General features: G+C 62.2%; 21 protein-coding genes. 3 read left to right on the plus strand and 18 right to left on the minus strand.

Translation table 11 applies throughout. The features are described 5' to 3' along the window. Window positions 1–32 precede the first annotated feature (32 nt). Window positions 33–1,334, minus strand: a complete 1,302-nt coding sequence (locus FGK64_RS20570) for an aspartate aminotransferase family protein (protein WP_138865750.1) — start codon at window positions 1,332–1,334, stop codon at window positions 33–35. A gap of 176 nt (window positions 1,335–1,510) precedes the next feature. Between FGK64_RS20570 and FGK64_RS20575 the strand changes: the two genes are divergently transcribed. Next, window positions 1,511–1,987 (plus strand): Lrp/AsnC family transcriptional regulator, encoded by a 477-nt coding sequence (locus tag FGK64_RS20575; RefSeq protein WP_138865751.1) that lies wholly within the window; start codon window positions 1,511–1,513, stop codon window positions 1,985–1,987. On the opposite strand, the gene FGK64_RS20580 is transcribed toward FGK64_RS20575, so the two are convergent. The 5 genes from FGK64_RS20580 to FGK64_RS20600 all read right to left on the minus strand — a co-directional run bounded on the left by FGK64_RS20580 (window position 1,935) and on the right by FGK64_RS20600 (window position 7,429). Further along, window positions 1,935–2,966 (minus strand): ABC transporter ATP-binding protein, encoded by a 1,032-nt coding sequence (locus FGK64_RS20580; protein ID WP_138865752.1) that lies wholly within the window; start codon window positions 2,964–2,966, stop codon window positions 1,935–1,937. The genes FGK64_RS20575 and FGK64_RS20580 overlap by 53 nt on opposite strands. Continuing rightward, complete coding sequence (locus tag FGK64_RS20585; RefSeq protein ID WP_138865753.1) at window positions 2,966–3,961, minus strand: ABC transporter ATP-binding protein; 996 nt, start codon at window positions 3,959–3,961, stop codon at window positions 2,966–2,968. Before FGK64_RS20585 ends, FGK64_RS20580 begins: the two co-directional genes overlap by 1 nt. A 4-nt stretch (window positions 3,962–3,965) precedes the next feature. Next, window positions 3,966–4,892, minus strand: coding sequence for an ABC transporter permease (locus tag FGK64_RS20590; protein ID WP_138865754.1), 927 nt, complete (start codon window positions 4,890–4,892; stop codon window positions 3,966–3,968). Between the two features lies 1 nt (window position 4,893). Continuing rightward, entirely contained in the window at window positions 4,894–5,811 is a 918-nt protein-coding gene (locus FGK64_RS20595) for an ABC transporter permease (RefSeq protein WP_138865755.1), read from the minus strand. 100 nt (window positions 5,812–5,911) lie between these two features. Beyond that, a complete protein-coding gene (locus FGK64_RS20600; protein ID WP_138865756.1) occupies window positions 5,912–7,429 on the minus strand; it encodes an ABC transporter substrate-binding protein in 1,518 nt (505 codons plus the stop codon). Window positions 7,430–7,868: 439 nt separating this feature from the next. Here FGK64_RS20600 and FGK64_RS20605 point away from each other — a divergent pair, with 439 nt between their 5' ends. Next, a complete protein-coding gene (locus FGK64_RS20605) occupies window positions 7,869–9,032 on the plus strand; it encodes a M20 aminoacylase family protein (RefSeq protein ID WP_138865757.1) in 1,164 nt (387 codons plus the stop codon). 85 nt (window positions 9,033–9,117) lie between these two features. On the opposite strand, the gene FGK64_RS20610 is transcribed toward FGK64_RS20605, so the two are convergent. The 11 genes from FGK64_RS20610 to FGK64_RS20655 all read right to left on the minus strand — a co-directional run bounded on the left by FGK64_RS20610 (window position 9,118) and on the right by FGK64_RS20655 (window position 18,586). Beyond that, window positions 9,118–10,074, minus strand: a complete 957-nt coding sequence (locus FGK64_RS20610) for a LysR family transcriptional regulator (protein ID WP_138865758.1) — start codon at window positions 10,072–10,074, stop codon at window positions 9,118–9,120. A 76-nt stretch (window positions 10,075–10,150) separates the two neighbouring features. After that, window positions 10,151–11,008, minus strand: coding sequence for an amidohydrolase family protein (locus FGK64_RS20615; protein WP_138865759.1), 858 nt, complete (start codon window positions 11,006–11,008; stop codon window positions 10,151–10,153). Then, window positions 11,005–12,054: an NtaA/DmoA family FMN-dependent monooxygenase gene (locus tag FGK64_RS20620; protein WP_210236607.1), complete on the minus strand. Its 1,050-nt coding sequence runs from the start codon at window positions 12,052–12,054 to the stop codon at window positions 11,005–11,007. The genes FGK64_RS20615 and FGK64_RS20620 overlap by 4 nt, the downstream gene beginning before the upstream one ends. Window positions 12,055–12,069: 15 nt before the next feature. Continuing rightward, a complete protein-coding gene (locus FGK64_RS22380) occupies window positions 12,070–12,312 on the minus strand; it encodes a hypothetical protein (RefSeq protein ID WP_210236608.1) in 243 nt (80 codons plus the stop codon). A 28-nt stretch (window positions 12,313–12,340) separates the two neighbouring features. Beyond that, window positions 12,341–13,546: an alpha-hydroxy acid oxidase gene (locus FGK64_RS20625; protein WP_138865760.1), complete on the minus strand. Its 1,206-nt coding sequence runs from the start codon at window positions 13,544–13,546 to the stop codon at window positions 12,341–12,343. Between the two features lie 136 nt (window positions 13,547–13,682). Beyond that, the gene (locus FGK64_RS20630; protein WP_138865761.1) at window positions 13,683–14,699 is read right to left on the minus strand and encodes a TRAP transporter substrate-binding protein; all 1,017 of its coding nucleotides are present in this window, start codon (window positions 14,697–14,699) and stop codon (window positions 13,683–13,685) included. Between the two features lie 35 nt (window positions 14,700–14,734). After that, window positions 14,735–15,568, minus strand: coding sequence for a TRAP transporter large permease (locus tag FGK64_RS20635; protein ID WP_138865762.1), 834 nt, complete (start codon window positions 15,566–15,568; stop codon window positions 14,735–14,737). Beyond that, on the minus strand, window positions 15,568–16,047 hold the full coding sequence (locus FGK64_RS22775; RefSeq protein WP_171054174.1) for a TRAP transporter large permease subunit: 480 nt from the start codon (window positions 16,045–16,047) through the stop codon (window positions 15,568–15,570). Before FGK64_RS22775 ends, FGK64_RS20635 begins: the two co-directional genes overlap by 1 nt. After that, on the minus strand, window positions 16,044–16,682 hold the full coding sequence (locus FGK64_RS20645; RefSeq protein WP_138865764.1) for a TRAP transporter small permease subunit: 639 nt from the start codon (window positions 16,680–16,682) through the stop codon (window positions 16,044–16,046). The genes FGK64_RS22775 and FGK64_RS20645 overlap by 4 nt, the downstream gene beginning before the upstream one ends. 526 nt (window positions 16,683–17,208) lie before the next feature. Beyond that, on the minus strand, window positions 17,209–17,850 hold the full coding sequence (locus FGK64_RS20650) for a 3,4-dihydroxy-2-butanone-4-phosphate synthase (protein ID WP_171054175.1): 642 nt from the start codon (window positions 17,848–17,850) through the stop codon (window positions 17,209–17,211). Window positions 17,851–17,869: 19 nt separating this feature from the next. Further along, window positions 17,870–18,586, minus strand: a complete 717-nt coding sequence (locus FGK64_RS20655; RefSeq protein WP_138865766.1) for a 4-carboxy-4-hydroxy-2-oxoadipate aldolase/oxaloacetate decarboxylase — start codon at window positions 18,584–18,586, stop codon at window positions 17,870–17,872. 106 nt (window positions 18,587–18,692) lie between these two features. On the opposite strand from FGK64_RS20655, the gene FGK64_RS20660 reads away from it, so the two are divergent. Continuing rightward, on the plus strand, window positions 18,693–19,193 hold the full coding sequence (locus tag FGK64_RS20660) for a flavin reductase family protein (RefSeq protein WP_138865767.1): 501 nt from the start codon (window positions 18,693–18,695) through the stop codon (window positions 19,191–19,193). Between the two features lie 37 nt (window positions 19,194–19,230). On the opposite strand, the gene FGK64_RS20665 is transcribed toward FGK64_RS20660, so the two are convergent. Further along, on the minus strand, window positions 19,231–19,649 hold a 419-nt coding region (locus FGK64_RS20665), incomplete at its 5' end, for a GntR family transcriptional regulator (protein ID WP_138865768.1).

Here is a 19,649-nt window from a genome sequence, read left to right on the forward strand (position 1 = left end):
TCGGCCTGTAAAGGTTCAACCTGCCGCTTCTGCTAGACCGCCTCTTGCGCCAGGCAGTCTTCAAGACACCGCCCGAAGATGTCGAGCGCTTCGTCGATCTCGTCGGTACTGACCGTCAGGGGTGGCGCAATGCGGAACACACTGGCCAGACCGGGCAGCGACGCGATGTTGATGCTTAGCCCGTTGGCCTCGCACGCCGACGCCACCGCGTTGCCAAGTGCATTGGCCGGGCGTTTTTCCACCGCGTCCGAAACCAGCTCGACGCCCATCAGCAGACCGGCGCCGCGCACATCGCCGATCACATCGTGCTTGTGTGCAAGCTGGCGGAACTTGTCCTTCATGTAGGCGCCAAGCTGATCGGCCCGCGCATCCAGCCGGTCGCGCCGGACAACCTCGATGACCTTTCGGCCAACCGCTGCCGGAAGCGGGTCCGACGCATGGGTGGTGTAGAACAGAAATCCCCTGTCATGGGCCAGCTGCTCGATTGCCTCTCCTGTCATGACAGCCGACAGCGGCATCCCGGCACCAAGCGATTTTGACAGGGTCAGGATGTCGGGGGTCACCTTATCGCGCTCAAAGGCAAACATCAGGCCGGTGCGCCCCAGCCCTGTCTGCGCCTCGTCGAGGATCAGCAACATCCCCCGCTCTTCGCAGAGGGTTTTCAGCAGGCGCAGATAGCCCGCGGGCAGTTCAAGCATCCCACCGGTGCTCAGGATGGGTTCCGCGATGAAAGCGGCAAGGTTGCCGGTCGACATCGCGTCGATCTGCGCGAAGGAATCGCGCAGTTGCGTCTCCCAATCCGGGCCGGACGCGCCGAACCGGGGGCGATAGGCATTTGGTGCAGGGATCGCGAAATTCCCGGGCATCACAGGGCCATAGCCCTTTCGCCCTGCCGCGTATGTTGCCGATCCGGCCGCGCCGGTCACGCCATGCCACGACTGTTGGAAACTGACGATCTCGAAGCCCCCCGTATACAGTTTGGCCAGACGGATGGCGGCGTCATTCGCCTCGCCCCCGGTGCTGAGGAACATCACTCTGTCCAGGCCCTCGGGTGTCATGGCGCACAGGTCTTCGGCCAACCCGACTACCGGCTGCGACAGCATCCCGCTGTAGAGGTGGACAACGCTTTCGGCCTGTTTCGTCAGGGCCTCGAAGATTTCGGGATGGCCATGCCCCAAGGTTGCGCTCATCTGGCCAGAGGTGAAATCAAGAATGGATCTGCCGTCGCGCGTGAACACCCGCGTGCCCTGTGCGCCGGTAATCTCGGCTTCGAAGAAATGCCCGCCATAGCGCAGCATGCTTTTGTGCGCACGTTCCAAAAAGCCGTTGCTCATCAAACGTCATCCCTGTTCCCAATAAGGCCCGGATCGTAATGACCGCAGGTTGGGTCAATTGATCCGCTTTGGGGTGAGATTAGTGCGGACACGTGCGGTATGTCCTTGCGTATATTGCTGCGGCATGACCAAAATAAGCAGCGAATTGCCAAACGTGGGACGTATAAGACGCAATCATGCCAAATTTCCAGATGGACGCGATAGACAGGCGCATCATACGCGCCCTGCAAAAGAACCCGCGGATTTCGAATGTCGATCTTGCCGAGGAAGCGGGTATTTCGCCCTCGCCCTGCCTGCGCCGCACGCGCCGCCTGCACGAAGAAGGCGTGATCGAAGGGTATCAACTGATGCTGGCGCCCAAGGCGGTTGGACAGAACGTTCAGTCCATCACGCTGGTCAAACTGCACACGCACGGCCATTCGGCCTCGGACGTGTTCGAGCGGTACATAAAGGCCAATCCCGCGGTGCTGTCATGCTTCTTCCTGACCGGGGCGCATGACGCTGTCCTGCACCTGTCGGTTCAGGATCTCGACGAATTTTCCCGCGTCGTGAAAGAGCTGGGCGAACATGACAACGTGCGCGAAATCGAAAGCTCGATCATCATACAGACGCCGAAAGCCTGGGCGCCGCTTCCGCTGGACGGGATCGAGTAGGCGCCATCCCGTTCGGGTGAAAACACGCGATCAAGCCGTCCTCATCCACGACGGGCGCGGGCCGTTGCCGGGCGCAGGCCTCGGTCGCCTTTGCGCACCTTGGGTGAAAGGCACATCCCGATGGCGGGTCGATCGGATTGGGATAGGCCGCCCCAAGGTTCATCCGGGGCACGCCCAACGAGGGATCGGGCGTCAGGACCGATGTCAGCAACGCCTCTGAATAGGGATGACGGGCGCCATCGAACAGCGCTTCCGTTTCCGCCTCTTCCACGATCCGTCCCAGGTACATCACCGCGACCCGCGTGGCGAGGTGTTCGACCACGGCAAGATTGTGCGAAATGAACAGGTAGGTCAGACCCAGATCACGGCGCAGATCCGCCAGCAGGTTCAGGATTTGGCTTTGCACCGACACGTCCAGCGCCGATGTCGGTTCGTCGCAGATAACGATATCGGGCTTCATGACCAAAGCGCGGGCAATCGCCACGCGCTGACGCTGGCCGCCGGACATCTGCGAGGGATAGGTGTGCATCACCCGCGACGGCAGCCCGACCACGTCCAGTATTTCGCGCACTGCCGCCTGCTGCGACGCCGCATCGCCGATGCCGTGCACCCGCAATGGCAGGGATATGATATCCGCAATTGTCTTGCGCGGATTGAGCGAGCTGTAGGGATCCTGAAAAATGGGTTGGATCCGCCGGGCAAGCGCAAGACGATCCTGCGACCCCAGCGGCGCACCATCGACCAGAACCTCGCCCGAGGTCGGTGCCTCGAGCCCCAGAAGAATCTTCGCCAGCGTGGATTTCCCGCAACCGGATTCGCCTACCAGCCCAAGCACCTCGCCCTGTTCCAGCCGCAGCGACAGATCGCGCAGCGCGGTCAACGGGCGGCTTTTGCCAAGCAGCCCCTGCTTGACCGAATAGGTCTTGCTGACGTTTTTCAGTTCCAGCACCGGGTTTGTGGCTTTGGTTTCGTTGCGCATCAGATGGCCTTTGTCTCGGCGGGTGCATATCCGTCCGTATGGACGCATCGGAACAGGTGCCCATCGCGCGACCGGCGCGGAATGGGTCCAAGGCAGGCGGGCCCGGCCTGGGTGCAGCGCGTGCGAAACACGCAGCCGTCGACCTGTCCGACAAGCGAGGGAACGATGCCCGGGATCGTGCCCAGCGGTTCGCCTCTGCCGGTCTTGCCGGGCTGGGGGATACAGTCAAGCAGACCGCGGGTGTAGGGATGCAGGGGTTGATCAAACACCTCGGCAACGGTGCCGGTTTCAACCAGTTCGCCCGCATACATCACGGCCACCTTGTCGGCGACGCGGGCCACCACACCCAAGTCATGGGTGATCAGGATCATCGCCATGTCCATTTCCCGCACAAGATCGTACAGCAGCCGCAGGATCTGAGCCTGAATCGTCACGTCCAGGGCGGTGGTCGGCTCGTCCGCGATGATCATTTGGGGTTCGCACATCAACGCCATGGCGATCATGACACGCTGCCGCAACCCGCCCGACAGCTGGTGCGGATATTGCCCCAAACGGCTGGCCGCGGCGGTAATGCCGACCTTTTCAAGAAGCTCTACCGCCCGGGCGCGGGCCTGCGCGCGCGGCATCCGACGGTGCAGCAGCAGGGCCTCGATCAGCTGATCCCCGATCGTATAGACCGGGTTCAGCGAGGTCATCGGCTCTTGGAAAATCATCGCCATCCGCGCACCGCGAAGCTTGCGCATCTGGCGACCCGAGGCACCAAGCAGGTTGATTCCGTCAAACTCCATCCTGTCGGCGCTGCGCTCAAGTGTTCGGCCAAGCAACCCCATCAGCGACAGGGATGTCAGCGATTTGCCCGAGCCGGATTCGCCAACCACGCACAGCACCTCGCCCCGGTGAAGGTCAAAATCGATGCCGCGCACCGGGTGAAGCGTGCCCGAGCCAGACGGAATGTCGACCTTCAGATTGCGCACGGAAAGCAGCGGAGAGGTCATGGCCTTAATTCCTGTTCTCGGGGGCGGTGACATCGCGCAGCCCGTCGCCCATCAGGTTGATCGCCAGCACAAGGGTGAACAGTACGGCACCCGGAATAAGCACAAGCCAAGGTTCGAACAGCATCATCGTCTTCCCCTCGCTGACCATCAGGCCCCAGCTTGGCGTTGGCGGTTGGACGCCCAGACCAAGGAAGGACAGCGCCGCTTCGATCAGGATGGCGTGCGCCATTTCCAGCGTCACGACAACGATCAGGTTGTTGGCGATATTGGGCATGATTTCGGTAAGCAGGATGCGCGGCGTCGAGGCTCCGACCGCCCGGGCCGCCGCCACGTATTCCCGCGCCCGCACCTGCCGGGTCGAGGCGCGCATGACCACGGCAAAGCGATCCCACAACAACAGGCCCACCACGGTGGTCACCACGGTAAGCGAGCCACCAAGGATCGCGACCACCGCCAGCGCGACCAGAACGACCGGCATTGCCAGACGAACGTTGATCAGGAACGTCACCACCGCATCGACACGCCCGCCGAAGTACCCGGCCGCCACGCCCATCGTCGTGCCGATCACCCCCGAAATCACCGCCGCAACCACACCGATCAACAGCGAAACGCGCGCGCCGTAAATCAGCCGCGACAGGTAATCCCGGCCCAGATGGTCGGTGCCCAGGGGATGCTCCCAGCTGCCGCCCAGAAACACCGGCGGCTCCATCCGGTTCATCAGCGATTGTGCAAACGGATCGTGCGGTGCGATCAACGGCGCGAAGATCGCCATCAGCGCAAGCAGCGCGATCACGGCCCCCCCGATCAGAAGGCCCTGATGCCCAAGCACGCGCCGACGCAGCATCTGCCCCGGTGTCGGGCCCAGGATCTGCTCCAGCAGCGGGTCGCGATCGAATGCGGCGCCGGTCGGGTTGGTGACGGTCTGCGTCATCTCAGCTGCTCCTCATGCGGGGGTCGAGGCAGGCGTTCAGAACGTCGGCGATCAGCGTGAACACGATGTAGAACATCGAAAAGATCAGGATCAGCGCCTGCACGGTCGGCAGGTCGTTCCGGGCAATGCTTTCCCATGCCAGATACCCTGCGCCATTCAGCGCAAAGATCGATTCCACCACGATGGATCCGCCCAGCATGAATCCCATCTGAACCGCCGCCAGCGACACCACCGGGATGATCGCATTGCGCAACCCGTGTTTGAACATGACCCGCAGCTCCGAACTGCCCTTGGCGCGGGCGGTGCGGATGAAATCGGAATTCAGCACGTCCAGCATTCCGGCCCGCGTCAGCCGCATGATCGCGGGCATCGCGTAATAGCCCAGAACGATGGTGGGCATGACGAAGTTCTTCCATGAATCGGTGCCCGAGGCCGGAAGCCAGCGCAGCTGGACCGCAAAGACCACGATCAGGATCAACCCGAACCAGAAACTGGGAATGGCCTGCCCCACGACGGAAAACAGCAACGCCGTGCGATCCACGATTGAATTCGGGCGCATGGCCGCGATGACACCCAGCGGGATAGCGGTGATCAGCGCGAACCCCATGCCGCACAGGCCAAGCTTGACGGTGACGGACAGACGGTCCGCCACAAGATCGGTCACCGGCAGGTTGAAATAATAGCTGTTGCCAAAATTCCCCTGCACCGCCTGCCCCAGCCATGCGAAATACTGAACAAGGATGGGCCGGTCAAAACCGTACTGGCTGCGCACCGCCTCGATGTCGGCCATGCTGGCCCCTTCCCCGGCGATGGCCACGGCCGGGTCGCCCGACAGGAATATCAGCATGAAACTCAGAAACGACACCGTGAGGCTGACCAGAAGGGCCAGGCCGAGCCGTCTCAGAACGAAATTGATCATCTTCGGGAATCCCTGGCCTTGGACGGCACTTTGAACACGCCAGTCCGGAGCAATGGTCGGGGTGGGTGGACGGGAGGTGCCAGCCTCCCGCCCAAATGGATCACTTCCACTTCATATTTACAAAGTGCAGGATCTCGTCGTTTGTCGGCGTATAGTCGACATCGTCGGTGAAGGCGTAAAAGGTGTTGTACGAGAACATCGGCGCCCAGTAGGCCTGCTCCGTGATCTTCATGATGGCCTTGCCATAGTATTCCTTTCGCACCTCGGGATCGACGGCCGTGTCGGCCACATCCAGCCATTCCAGAATCTCGTCGTCACGCGCGAAATCGACCGCGCCATGCTTGAAGAACTCACTGATGATGGCCGAAACATCGTTCAGCGACCAGCTTCCCGAAGACATGAAGACCATCGGCGCGGCGTCGTTCATCATCTTGTCCAGCACTGCCGGGAATTTGAGCATCTTGATGTCAAGCGTGATGCCAACCTGCGACAGGTAGCCGGCAACCGCTTCGACGTAATCCTGATTGCTGAAAGCGTAAATCTCGATGGACAGCCCGTCGTCATACCCGGCCTCTGCCAGCAAGGCCTTGGCCTTCTCAGGGTCGTACTGGTATTCGACATACTCCTGCACGCAGCCGAATTGCTCGGGGAAACAGGGCGTGTTCACCACCTTCGATCCGCCCTTCAACAGCGAATCCACCATCTCTTGCCGGTTGATCGCATGGTTGATGGCCTGGCGCACACGCACATCGGTCAGCGGGGTGTCTCCGGTGCGCCCGGCGGAATCCATCATCAGGAATCCGACCCGGATCGACGACGCACTCGTCACCATGACCCCCGGCGTACCGTCAAGTTTCTGTGCTAGATCCGACGGCAGGCGCCACGCCACATTGATGTTGCCGGTGAACAGTTCGGCGATCTGGGTGTTCACGTCGGGAATCGTGCGAATGTCGATCGTGCCGATGTCGGGGCTGCCTTTCGGTCCGTCGAAATAGTCTTCGTTCTTTTTCAGAAGATAGCTCTCACCGGGTTTGACCGACTCGACCCGGTAAGGCCCGGTGCCGATAGGCTTCAGGCCCATTCCGTCGGGGCCGACTTCGGCATAGTAGTCCGAAGGATAGATCGAAATCGGGCCAGACAGATACTCCAGCGCGGAGGGAAACACCTCGGCCAGATTCAGGCGCACGGTCAGGTCGTCGATCTTTTCCGCACCCGCCAGCCAGCTCACAAAGCGCTGCGTGACGACGCCGCTGTCGGGGTTTGCAATGAACTCGACCGTCCCGACAACGTCGTCCGCCGTGAAGGGCGAACCGTCGTGAAACACCACGCCCTCGCGCAGCTTGAATTCCAGCGTTGTGTCGTCGATCCATTCCCAGCTTGTCGCCAGGTTGCCGACGTATTCGCCCGTGGCCGTATCGCGGTGGACAAGGCCGTCCCAGATGGCCCGCTGCAGCACAACGCCCCCGCGCGTTGTGTTGAAGTAACTGTCGACGTTGTTGATCTCGCCGGTAAAGGCGACCTTGAGCGTATCGTTGGCTTTGTCGGCAAATGCAGGGGCCACACTCAGGGCAAGACATGTCGCTGCCAGTGCCTGAGCGAAATTTCGTAGTCTTTTCATTGTTATCTCCTGTTGGACATATCCAGCCACAGGCTCGGAGTCTCTGGAACACTGAAACGAGCGGCTTTGGTCTTACTCGACCATAGCCAAAGCCGCAGAGTTTTATCTTGCTTTTTGATGCTCAGAACTGCCATATTTTGGCATGTTCAGGCAGTTTTGTTGTAATTTTTGGCAGCAAATGCCGCTGCGGCGCAGCATGTTTTTTCGCAGATAGGTTCACAACAGACATTTGGAAGAAGTGTCCGATGCATCGCCAATCCGCAGGTGCGCGCAACACATGAGCATATTTTGCGCGGCCAAGGGGCGGGTATTGCCAACTTTCCGCAACCAAAGGGCATGATCGCTAGGAAATGCCGCAGGCCCTGTCCTAGTCTTGTGGTGACTGGACCGCAGCCAGCGGCGCCATCGCACATCGCCCACATGGTACGAAGAGACAGATATGCCGATAAAGAACCGCATTGCAGAAATGAAAGACGAAATCGTCGCGTGGCGCCGGGACATTCATGCCAATCCCGAGCTCCTGTACGACCTGCCCCGCACCAGCGCCTTTGTGGCTGAAAAATTGCGCGCCTTCGGCTGTGACGAGGTGACCGAAGGCATCGCACAGACCGGCGTGGTCGCGGTGATCAAGGGCAGTCGCGGGGCCTCTGGTCGGGTTGTCGGCCTGCGCGCCGACATGGATGCCCTGCCGATCCACGAGGAAACAGGGCTGGACTATGCCTCGAAGACAGACGGCAAGATGCACGCCTGCGGCCATGACGGGCATACCGCCATGTTGCTAGGCGCGGCAAAATATCTGGCCGAAACGCGCAATTTCGACGGATCGGTCGTGCTGATCTTTCAACCGGCAGAAGAGGGCGGGCATGGCGGCAAGGTGATGTGCGATGAAGGCCTGATGGACCGCTGGAAAATCAACGAAGTCTACGCGATCCACAATGCGCCGGGCATCCCCGTGGGCGAGATCAGCGTGAAACCCGGGCCGTCGATGGCTGCGGCGGATATTTTCGAAATCGACGTAATCGGCAAAGGCGGGCACGGCGCACGACCCGAGAACACGATCGACGCAGGGCTGATCGCCTGCCAGATCGTCATCTCTCTGCAAAGCATCGCCAGCCGGAATACCTCGCCGCTGGACGCGCTGGTGATCTCCGTCGGCTGCATCGAAACCTCGTCGAAGGCGTTCAATGTCATCCCGCAGAAAACCCACCTGAAAGGCACCGTGCGAACCACCTCTCCCGAGGTGCGTCAGATGGCGCGGCAGCGCATCAAGGACATCGCGACGATGACGGCAACGATGCACGGCGGCGAGGCCGTGGTGAATTACATCGACGGGGTCCCTGCCCTGATCAATTCCAGTGACGAAGCCGGCTATGCGGCCGATGCCGCGCTGCGCATTACTGGCGGGTGCCTGGACACCCCGGTTGTCATGGGCGGCGAGGATTTTGCCTTCATGCTGAACGAACGTCCCGGCGCAATGATCCGGCTTGGGAATGGCGACAGCAAGCAGCTTCACCACCCCGAGTACAACTTCAACGACGATGCAATTCCCGTAGGATGCAGCTGGTTCGTCGAGATGGTCGAAAGCCGTTTGGCCCTGGCGTGACGCGGGGCGGACGGTTGGGGGCCCCTGTCGCCGGTCGCGCTCGCGCCTTGGTGCCGTTCTGCCGGCGGCGGCTGCCGCGTCGCGGTCAGGCGGCGGTGACCCGGATCTGAATGCTTTGTTCGTCAATGGCCCGGTCGGGCTGCCGCCTGGACCAGTCGACGAACCGGGCGCGCAGCTCTTCCAGAAGCCATGTCGCGGCGGGGCCCGGCGGCTGGTCTGACTTATGCGCGACGAACAGCGGGAACCGCAGCGGCTTGCCGCTGTGGATGGCGAAGCTCAGCTCCTTCAGCTCACCGCTCTTGATATGGGGCCGCGCAAGGTGGGTCGGCATGGTGCACCAGCCAAAGCCATTGCGCACGAAATCCAGCCGGTTGAACTGGTCGATAAAGCTCCACGACCGGCTGCTTATGACAACGCCGCGATAGCGACGGGTCCGGTCGGTGAGAGTCAGCTGCACATGATCGTCCAGCTCTGACTGGGTGATCGGATGGCGTAGCCGCGCAAGCGGATGCGATTTGCTGGCCACGATGGAAATCGGGATCGAGCCAAAATATTCCATCTCGACTCCGGGCATGCCGTCGCGGGCGGGCGAGTAGATTGCAAGGCCAGCATTGCCTTCAAGCATCGATTGCTCGGGCGCGCCCAGCCCTTCGGCATAGAGAGACACGGAGACCGAGGGAAACTGTTCGTGGAACTTCTTGAGGCTCTCGATCAAAACCTCGTTCGGAAAGACCTGCTCTATGGCAACGCTGACTTCGGGTTCCGCAACCGTGGCGATGCTGCGCGCGCGGGCGCGCAGGGCATCGGCACCGCTGATGACCCGGCGCGCGTCGATCAGGATCGCCGCGCCCGCGTCGGTCAGCCGGGGCAGCTTCTGCCGCCGGTCGAAAAGCTGCACCTCCAGCGCGTCCTCCAGCGACTGGATCGACTGACTGACGGCAGACTGCACCCGGTTAAGCTTGCGCGCGGCGGCGGAAAAGCTGCCGCATTCGGCAACGGCCAGAAGCATCTGAAGCTGATCGAGCGTTACACGGTTGAGCATGATGGTCCGGCCCCTGCGGTAAGTTCGCGGCTAGTATACCAGACCATCGGAATTCCGCCACAATGGATGCCTCGACCTATCGGTCAGAATGATCAAACCCATAGAGCCGCGCCGGGTTGTCTGTCAGGATCGCCTTCCGCTGCGCCTCTGTCTCGGTCCAGTCGGCAAGAAGGTCGATCAGGCGGGCGTCATCGGGCATGGTCTCGGCGGTTTCGGTCGGATGCGGCCAGTCCGACCCCCACAGAAGCCTGTCGGTCCCGACGGCCACCAAGGCCCGCGCGATCGGTGCGACATCGGCATAGTCCGGGCCGCCAATGCGCGAAACATGATAGGCGCCCGACAGCTTGACCCAGACATTGCCGCGCGCAGCCAGCCGCAGAAGGCTCTGTACCGCCGGATGGTCCACGGTGACCGCCTGCGAATAGCGCCCCATATGATCGATCACAACGGTACAGGGCAGCGCGGCGATCAGCCCCTCGTGCTCTGGCAGGTCCATCCCGTCAAGTTGCACCTGAACATGCCAGCCCGTCCCGGCGATCCGTTCGGCCATGACAACAAGATCGGACCACTCCGTCATCGACCCCTTCATCTGGTGATAGCGCAGCCCCCGCGCGCCCTGCCCCCAAAGCACATCAAGCGCATCGTCTGCGATGTCCGATGGCACGGTCACGACGGCGCGGGCGCTGTCGCCAAGTTGGGCAACGGCATCAAGGATGCAGCGGTTGTCGAAACCATAGGTGACGGGCTGCACCACGATGCAGCGGTCCAGCCCGAGCCGCTTCTGCACCTTGCGGTAGTCCGGGATCAGGAAGTTCGGCGGGAACAGCCAGGCGCGGTCCGACGCGGGATAGCGGTCATCGTAGAAATGCATATGCGTGTCGCAAGCCCCTGCCGGAACCGTGATCTGCGGGCCGTTCGCTTTGGGGTCCGTCATGACATCAGGTTCTCTTTGAGCGTCGTGCCCGCGTATTCCGTCCGGTAGATGCCTTTCTTCTGAAGCAGGGGAACCACCTCGTCCACGAAATGCTCGACGCTTTTCAGGCTGCTGGTCGGGGTCAGGTTGAACCCATGCGCACCGCTTGTTGTCCAGACCTCTTCCAGTTGCTCTGCAACCTGTTCCGGCGTGCCCACAAACTGCGGCATCCCCGTAGAGGTGCCGAAAAGCTGCGCCGCGTCGCGCACCGTCGCGTTCCCGTCGCCCGCCATGTTGGCCAGCGCCATCAGCATCCCCTGAGACGCCTGCGTGGTATTGTCTGCAAGCCTAGAATCCAGTTCGAGCTTGCTGAAATCCACGCCCATCGTGCCGGACATCCGGTTCAGCGCCGCGTCGATCGGGACCCGGTCGAACATCTCCTGCTGAATCGCCTTTGCCTCGGCTTCCGTCCCGCCAAGAACGCACTGAATGCCAAAGGTGACCTTGGGCGCCTCGGCCCGGCCCTCGGCCTTGGCGGTCTCGGTCAGCTTGGAAACGAAATTCGCCATGCCCGCCGCCTTCGGCTGAATCGAGAAGACGACGTCGGCATGCTTCATCGCGAACTTCTGGCCCCGCCCCGAGGACCCGGCCTGGAACAGAACCGGACGGCCCTGCGGCGAAGGCATCACCGGCGGCACGGCGCGGCAGCGGAAATAGTCGCCCTCGAAGTCGATCACCTTGACCTTGTCCGGGTCGGCAAAGACACCCGAGGTCCGGTCGGCAAGGATGGCGTCGGGCGTCATGCCACTCCAGAGCGCATAGCACACGTCCATGTATTCGTCCGCATGGTCATACCGTTCGTCATGGCCCAGCTGGTTCAGGCCAAGCGCCCGGTGCTCGGCCCGCAGGTGGCCGGACACGATGTTCCAGCCGACGCGCCCTCCGCTCATGTAGTCAAGCGTCGAGACGCGGCGCACCGTCTGGTAGGGATGACTGCCCGATGTCGACAGCGTCAGCGCAAGGCCCAGATGCGTCGTCGCCGCGCCCATGGCGGTCAGCGGGGTCATCGGATCGTGGCTGGGTCAGCAGACGCCGTAGCGGACGTAATCGTCCAGGCTGTCCTTGTACCAGTCGTAACCGCCCGGCGTGTCGGCGAAGAAGGCCGCGTCGAAACAGCCACGTTCCAGCGTCTTCGCCAGCCGGGTCCAGTGATCGAACCCTGCCATTCCGTCAAGACGGTCGTCTTCGGGGTCGGTCCAGCTCATGGCGCTGTGATTGATCGGGCTGTGCATGTAGAACCCGATGAGGTGCATGTGGCGGCTCATGTGGTCGTGCCTTTCCTGCCTGTACGTATCATTCTGCGGCCCGGGCCGCCTTTGGCCCGCCGGTGTTCGGCGCGACCGGATTCATCAGATCGAACAGCCGCTCGGGCGATGCATCGCCCAGAGAGGTCCAGCCCATCATCCCCATCACGAGGCTCAGTTCCTGCCGGTAGATGTCGATGACCTTCTCGGCGCCCGCCTGCCCCCCGGCGGCGACACCGAACATTGCGGGCCGTCCGAACAGCGTGGCCTTGGCCCCGAGGCAGAGCGCCTTGGCAATGTCCGACCCGCGCCGTATCCCGCTGTCGATCAGAACCTCCATCCGGTCGCCCACGGCATCAACCACATGCGGCAGCATGTCGACCGACGCCGGAGCATGGTCGAGCTGCCGTCCGCCGTGGTTCGACACGATCACACCATCGGCGCCCAGGTCCGCGCAGCGCCGCGCGTCTTCCGGGGTAAGCACGCCCTTGACCGCCAGCGGTCCGTCCCAGGCGGCCCGGACGCGGCGCAGTACCTCCCACGTCTGTTCGGGGGCGGGCGTTTGTGTGCCGTAAAGGTCCGCGACGGTGTTCGCATCGGCCCCTTCGCCCGCATAGGGGCGCCAGTTCTCCATCATCGGAATGCCGGCGTTCCGAAGGTAGCGCATCGTCCAGGCCGGGCGGCTCAGGCCCTGAAGAATGACCGCCGGGGTCATTTTCATCGGCCGGGTAAAACCGTTGCGGATGTTGCGTTCGCGCTTGGCCATGACCGGCGTGTCGATGGTCAGAAGCAGCACGGGCACCTCCAGCGCCTTGGCGCGGCGGATAAGGTCCATCGTGATCTCGGGATTGCGGGTGCCGTAAATCTGGAACCACGTCGTTTTCCGACCGACGGCAGAGGCGTCTTCGATCGAATCGCAACTGGCGCTGGACATCAGGTAGGGCACGTTCATCTGCGCGGCCGCACGGGCAAGCATCAGGTCGGCCCCCGGACGAAAGAAACCCGCGATCCCCATCGGAGAAATGCCGAAAGGGCTGTCATAATCGTGACCGAACAACGTGACCTTCTGGCTTCGACACGAGACATCGACAAGATAGTTCGGCAGCAGACGCCAACGGTCGAACGCGACCCGGTTCCGTTCCAGCCCGGCTTCGCCATCCACTCCGCCATCGACGAAATCGAACGCGATCCGCGGCAGGTACCGCCGCGCGCAGTCGCGCACGTCTTCGATGTTGATCGCCTGTCTTACGTTCATTTCACCCCTCCCGGGTGTCAGCCTCAGCAACAATCCTGCGCGCATCCTGCGGCTGAGAAAGCCGCAAAATACTGATAATTATGATCAATCTGGCTGTTGGACGCCCGACGCCCGTATCGGGCGCCGGGGGTGCCGCTTACTTGCCCAGCTTGTCGCGGACGGCGGTCACGGCTTCGACGACGTCGGGCCCGCCATCGGCGGCCCACTTGTCCCAGTATCCGGCCCAGTGGCTTTCATAGCGCTTCACGTCTTCCGGATCCGCCTCGACGATGGTCATCGTCTCGCGCATCTGTACCACGGCATCGTCATTGGCTTTCTTGCGTGCAGCCGCAAACGAGGCCTGGTTCTCGCGAACCGCACTATCGACCGCCTGACGGAAATCCTCTGGCAGATCGTCGTAGATGCCTTGATTGATCATCACGTATTCGATGCCGGTGTGCGGGTCACAGAAATACCCCCAGTCCAGGAACTCGGTCCATTTCGACCCGGTGATGTTCGCCGCGCCGGTAAAGACCGCATCGACCACGCCGCGATGCATCGCTTCGGGCACTTCGGCCGTGGTCAGCGTCACCGCCGCACCGCCGTACTCGCGGATGATATCGCCTTGTTCGGGGCTGGACCCACGGGCGTTGCGCCCTTTGAAATCCTCAAGCTTCGTGATCGGCTCGCCCCGGCCATAGGCGTTCTGCGGCCAGTTCTGACCCGACCAGAGCAGCATCTGGCAGCCCTGCGAATTGAGCTTCTTGTTGATCAGCGGCACCAGCGCCTCCATCGCGCTTTCCGCCTCTTCGGCGTTGCGCATCAGGAACGGCAAGCCCGGCACGGCGGCGACCTTGGTCGTGCCGGCGATGAAGCCCTGATAGCCAAGCGCCATCTGCACCTGCCCCTGTCCCAGCACGGGCACGGCCTCGGTTGCCTTGAACGGCATTTCTCCGGCGGTGCGGACGGTGATGTCCAGCTCTCCGTTCGTGCGTTCGCGAATGTCATCCGCCAGCGCCATGTAAAGATTGGTCAGGGAATGCCCCGGCCCGTAGTAGATCGTGAAATCCCACTTCATCGCCTTGGCGAAGGCGCGGGACCCCGACGCGGTGATCAGACCGGCCGCCCCCATGCCCTGAAGCACGGATCGTCTCGTCATTCCAGTGAACGTCATGGTTTCCTCCCTATGGACGTGTTTTTTGTTGTGTGTCAGCGCGTGACGGCCATCTGGTCGGGCAGCCAAAGGGCAATGCCCGGCACGAACCACATGACAAGCAGGAACCCGAGCATGATGATCACGTAGGGCAGCGCCCCCATGGCCACGTCGGTGAATTTGGTTCCGCGCCCGCCTATGCCGTGCAACACGAAAAGATTGAGCCCGATCGGCGGCGTGATCATCCCGATTTCGATCAGAACAACCACCGCGACGCCAAACCAGATCAGGTCGAACCCGGCGGCGGTGATGATCGGATAAAGGACGGGCAGTGTCAGCAGCATCATCGACGAGCCGTCGATCAGGCAGCCAAGCAGGATATAAAGCACCACGATCGCAAGGAAGAGCACAAAGGTCGGCAACTCCAGCGAGATCACCCAGGTCGTCAACGACCGGCTGATGCCCGAATAGACCAGCGCATAGCTGAAGACCTGCGCCGCCACGACGATGATCAGAACCATGCAAGTGGTCTTTACGGCGGCCAGATGCGCCTGCTTGATGTTGTCCCAGCTCAGCCCACGATACAGCGCGGCGATCACGAAGCTGGCCACCACGCCGATGGCCGCCGCCTCGGTCGCCGTCGCCCAGCCAAGATAGATCGACCCCATGACGAAAAGGATCAGGGCGAACAGCGGCACGATGTCGAACAGGGCGCGCAGGCGGTCGGACATACGCACCTCGGTGGTGTCCACGGGGGCCAGAGAGGGGTCGAGCACGCCGCGCAGGGCGATATATCCCATGAACAGCGCGGCCAGCAGCAGGCCGGGAAGCACACCGGCGATGAACAGTTTGGCCACCGACACCTCGACGATGGAGCAATAGATGATCATCAGATCGACGGCGGGATCAGGATACCAAGCGTGCCGCCCGCCGCGAGCGATCCAAAGATCATCCGCGTGTCATAACCCCGCTGGCGCAGTTCCGGGATGGTGACGGTGCCGATCGTCCCGGCTGTCGCCACGCTCGACCCGCAGGCGGCGGCGAAGACGGAACAGGCCACGACGTTGGATTGAAGCAGCCCGCCGGGCAGAAACCGCAACCAGATTGCCAGAGCAGCATCGAACCGCTCGGCGATCCCGCAGCGCAGGATGATCGCGCCCATCACGATGAAAAGCGGCACCGGAGACAGGGTGAAACTGTTGATCGAGTTCCAGCTGATCGAGCCGAGCGACAGAAGCGTCCGCGCGCCCCCTTCAAGATACAGGCCGGTCATCCCGGTGGTCATCAGGGCAATGGCAATCCACACGCCCGAGGCAAGCAGCACGAAAAGAAGGCCGACAATGACGGCGGAAAAGGCAACAAGTGTCACAGGAAATCCTCCGCGCCAGTGTTTGACAGGCGGACAGGACCGTCCGGCCAGATGGCGACAAACCCCGCCCGCAGCATCGTGCTGAACATTGCGAAGGTCAGCAGGATCGACCCGACAGGCATCACAACCATCGGGATCCACAAAGGCGTCCGCGTGATGAAGATCGACGTCGCGCCGCTTTTCTCGGTGGCAAGCACGAAGGTGAAGATGTGGTAAGAGTAGACCACCAGCGTGGCCGTCGCGATCCCGGCAATCAGGAAGTTCACAATCGCCGCCGCCCGCCCCAAGATCAGCGAGTGGATCAGTTCGACCCGGATGAAGCCGCCATTGCGAAACGTCCACGCCAGCCCGAGGTAGACGGTCGCCGCAAGCAGATACCCCGCATACTCCGCAGAGATCAGCGTCGAGATGCCAAAGAACGATCGCAGCACGACCTCGGCGCAAACGATCACGGTCGTCACGGCGATGGCGAGCGCCGAGACCACCATCGCCCCGGTCTCGATCCCGCGCGCGATCCGGTCCACCTTAGCGGCAAGCCTGATCACAGCGGACACTCCCTCATCCGATTTCTTGCGCTCAGTGGTCGTCATTTCCATTGTCACGGCATGTCCCGACTTCTTCTCGATCCCGACCATGCCCGACGCCTGGTGCCGGACACGTCCGAAACCGTCAGTCTGACTTGGGCAAAGGACCCTCCCATGTCTTGGCGACCTCCCCGTCGCCAGTCCGGGCTGCAAGGCCCGGTCTGACAATTGGTATCACGGGAATGCATCATCAAAATCATCAATAATGTGATGGTTTCCATCGGTTCCTCTGATGGTTTAAAAAGGCGCGGCTCAGGACTATCCTTATGTAATTCATAGACTTGTGCAGAAATTCGGCTAGCCGAACGGCAGGCTCATTCCGTGGCACGGCCAACCCAGGCGAAAGACACGCAAAGCCCGTTGATCGCCATATCGAAGTGGGCTTGGCGCGCGGCGCGCGCCAACGGCCGTTCGATCGGCAACCGAGGTCACTTTTTGCGGGCGCTCACGACCCGGCTGCCCCATTCGGCGCCTGCCCGACCGCAAAGCTGACGCGCGGGCCCGGCATCCCGAATCTGGAATTCCTGGTCTCGCCAAAGCGGGTCACGTCGATGCCGCCCGTCCACATCCGGGGCGGTTACCCGTGCAAGTCGCGCGCCACCAGGCCCGCATCGACCATCTTGAACCCTTCGCGCGCGGCAAACTCGCGTGTCTGTGCGGCGTCTGCAATGGAACCGTCCCGGGTCATGATCGCGCAGATCACGGCTGCGGGGGTCCGGCCTGCGGCGCGGCAGATCTCCACGCCGGCGGCAGCCGCGCTTGGCCGAAGCAGCAGTTCTTCCGTCTCCACGCGGATCGGAAAGACATGCCCGGGCGAAACCACATCCTCCCGCCCTGCGTCTGCGCGAATTGCCGTCGCAATGGTCAGGGCCCTGTCACGTGCCGAGATCCCGGTCGAAATCCCGTCCCGCGCCTCGATGGACACCGTGAACGCCGTGCCAAACCGCGACCGGTTGGTCTGCGGCATCAGCGTAAGGTTCAGCCTGTCCGCAATCGTTTCGTCGAGAGAAAGACAGACAAGACCCCGGGCATGGCGGGCGAAGAAGTTCACGGCATCCGCATCCGCGCAGTCGGCGGGCACGATCAGCGTGCCTTCCCGCCCATGCCGGCCACGTTCGACCACCACGAACATCCGCCCCGCGCGGGCTTCCTCTACGATCTCGTCAAAGCTGACGAAATCCCGATCAACCTGCGTCTCTATTGGTGCCGCCATGTTCATCCGATAGCCCCCTTGCCCATCACTGGGCGTCGCGCCACGTATTCTCGACCATTTGCAGGCCGCAGGCCTCCACGTCTTTCTGAAGCCCGAGGAGTTCATACATGCTGCTGCCGTCGTCGAGCTTGCTGCGAAAGGCCTCTTCCTTCGCGGCGCGCGCTTCCGCGTTCTCGACAGCGGGGGCAACCAGCTCGGGCGGGATGACAAGCACGCCATCGTCATCCGCGACAATCAGATCGCCGGGATTGACGGTGACGCCCGCAACCACCATCGGCACATTCACCGAACCTGGCCCCCTCTTTTCGGGGTGCGACACGGCGATCGCGGTGGAAAACACCGGAAATGCCATCTCGCGCAGCTTCCCGGTATCCCGCGCGGCACCGTCGATCACGGCACCGGCGATCCCCTTCTTCTGGGCATAGTAGGTGATCATGTCACCCCAAAGAGCACCCTGCGCACTGCCGCCATTGGTGGCGACGATGACATCCCCGGGTTCGGCCAGTTTCGCCGCCACATGCAGCAGCAGGTTATCGCCGGGATAGTTGTAGCTGGTCACCGCCTGGCCGCAGATTTTGGCACCCGTCCAGACCGGTCGCATTCCGGTGTGCATAAGCCCCTGACGGCTTGCTATCGCGCCAAGCCCTTCGTGCAGATCAGCCACCGTGCTCTTGGAAGCGCGTGATATCAATGACTTATCAAGTCTCGGTATCTGCGTGTAAGCGATTGGCGTAAGCGTCATCCTGGTTCCTCACTCCCCACGGCCCCGGCTCTGACACGCCATCGACCATCTTGTATTCCACTAGAATACATGACAAGTTCGACCCAGGTCAAGAAGGGGAGAACCGATGTCGCTCAGAGCCACAGGGACGGATATCGGACCAGCACAGTTCTGGCAGTGTCTGGGCGAAAGGCCCGTCGGCGTCACGGTCGTCACGACCTCCGGACCCAATGGCAAAAGCGGGTTTCTCGGGCTATCCTTCGCCCATGTCTCGGCAGCGCCGCCGGTCGTGCTTGTTTCTGTCGGGCCGAATACCTCGGCGCTTGATGCCATCGCCAAGTCCGGCGTGTTCGCCGTGAACCTGCTGCCCGCCCCGTCGGACGACATTGCACAGGCGTTCGGTGGCGCACGGGCGACGGACGAGCGGTTCGACCTTTCCGAATGGACCGGCTTTGTGACCGGCGCGCCGGTTCTCGAAACGGCCAGCGCGGTCTTCGACTGCACGGTCATCTCGTCGGTGATGACCCACGGCACAACCACCTTTTTCGGCAGCGTCGTCGGCGTGCGCACAGGAACCGAAAACCCGCTGGTCGCCTATCGCGGACGTTACAGCGGCTATTCGGAGTGATCCAAGGCCGGATGATCCAACGCTGCGTCGCGCCCGGCTAGGACAGCTGGCTGACGATATATTTCTCGGTCGCGTCACATAGCGTGGTCATGGCATCGCGAACCCGGTTGCCATCCCCCTCTGCCGCCGCCTTGACGATCTCAAAGTGCATCAGCAGCGCATCCTTCATGCCCTGCGTCCCGTCCTGTGTCTGCCAGTAACGCCGGATCAGCGCATGAACCGGACGCATCGCATCCGTCAGGAAGCGGTTCGCACAAGCGGCCTCCACGATCGCGTCGAATTTCGCATCCAGCGCGACATAGCCCTGAAGATCGCCCCGTTCGGCCGCGTCCTGCATACCCGGAACAAGGGCCTGCATTGCCGTCCTCTGCTGGGGCGAGGCGCGCTCGGCCGCCCGCAGGATCAACCGCAGCTCGATCCCCCTGCGCATTTCCAGAAGCTGTATCTGGCTTTGCA

It is taken from the genome of Arenibacterium halophilum (assembly GCF_005938225.1).
GTDB classification, from domain to species: Bacteria; Pseudomonadota; Alphaproteobacteria; order Rhodobacterales; family Rhodobacteraceae; genus Arenibacterium; species Arenibacterium halophilum.

Excerpts from the sequence above, each read along its gene's own strand:
- FGK64_RS20630 (WP_138865761.1), bottom strand. The coding sequence starts at position 14,699 with ATGACGTTCACTGGAATGACGAGACGATCCGTGCTTCAGGGCATGGGG.
- FGK64_RS22380 (WP_210236608.1), bottom strand. The coding sequence starts at position 12,312 with ATGAGCCGCCACATGCACCTCATCGGGTTCTACATGCACAGCCCGATC.
- FGK64_RS20645 (WP_138865764.1), bottom strand. The coding sequence starts at position 16,682 with ATGGTCGGGATCGAGAAGAAGTCGGGACATGCCGTGACAATGGAAATG.
- FGK64_RS20650 (WP_171054175.1), bottom strand. The coding sequence starts at position 17,850 with ATGAACATGGCGGCACCAATAGAGACGCAGGTTGATCGGGATTTCGTC.
- FGK64_RS20575 (WP_138865751.1), top strand. The coding sequence starts at position 1,511 with ATGCCAAATTTCCAGATGGACGCGATAGACAGGCGCATCATACGCGCC.
- FGK64_RS20625 (WP_138865760.1), bottom strand. The coding sequence starts at position 13,546 with ATGAACGTAAGACAGGCGATCAACATCGAAGACGTGCGCGACTGCGCG.
- FGK64_RS20660 (WP_138865767.1), top strand. The coding sequence starts at position 18,693 with ATGTCGCTCAGAGCCACAGGGACGGATATCGGACCAGCACAGTTCTGG.
- FGK64_RS20600 (WP_138865756.1), bottom strand. The coding sequence starts at position 7,429 with ATGAAAAGACTACGAAATTTCGCTCAGGCACTGGCAGCGACATGTCTT.
- FGK64_RS20585 (WP_138865753.1), bottom strand. The coding sequence starts at position 3,961 with ATGACCTCTCCGCTGCTTTCCGTGCGCAATCTGAAGGTCGACATTCCG.
- FGK64_RS20620 (WP_210236607.1), bottom strand. The coding sequence starts at position 12,054 with ATGACCCCGCTGACCGCCATGGGCGCGGCGACGACGCATCTGGGCCTT.
- FGK64_RS20605 (WP_138865757.1), top strand. The coding sequence starts at position 7,869 with ATGCCGATAAAGAACCGCATTGCAGAAATGAAAGACGAAATCGTCGCG.
- FGK64_RS20570 (WP_138865750.1), bottom strand. The coding sequence starts at position 1,334 with ATGAGCAACGGCTTTTTGGAACGTGCGCACAAAAGCATGCTGCGCTAT.
- FGK64_RS20635 (WP_138865762.1), bottom strand. The coding sequence starts at position 15,568 with ATGATCATCTATTGCTCCATCGTCGAGGTGTCGGTGGCCAAACTGTTC.
- FGK64_RS20615 (WP_138865759.1), bottom strand. The coding sequence starts at position 11,008 with ATGACGGACCCCAAAGCGAACGGCCCGCAGATCACGGTTCCGGCAGGG.
- FGK64_RS20595 (WP_138865755.1), bottom strand. The coding sequence starts at position 5,811 with ATGATCAATTTCGTTCTGAGACGGCTCGGCCTGGCCCTTCTGGTCAGC.
- FGK64_RS20580 (WP_138865752.1), bottom strand. The coding sequence starts at position 2,966 with ATGCGCAACGAAACCAAAGCCACAAACCCGGTGCTGGAACTGAAAAAC.
- FGK64_RS20610 (WP_138865758.1), bottom strand. The coding sequence starts at position 10,074 with ATGCTCAACCGTGTAACGCTCGATCAGCTTCAGATGCTTCTGGCCGTT.
- FGK64_RS20590 (WP_138865754.1), bottom strand. The coding sequence starts at position 4,892 with ATGACGCAGACCGTCACCAACCCGACCGGCGCCGCATTCGATCGCGAC.
- FGK64_RS20655 (WP_138865766.1), bottom strand. The coding sequence starts at position 18,586 with ATGACGCTTACGCCAATCGCTTACACGCAGATACCGAGACTTGATAAG.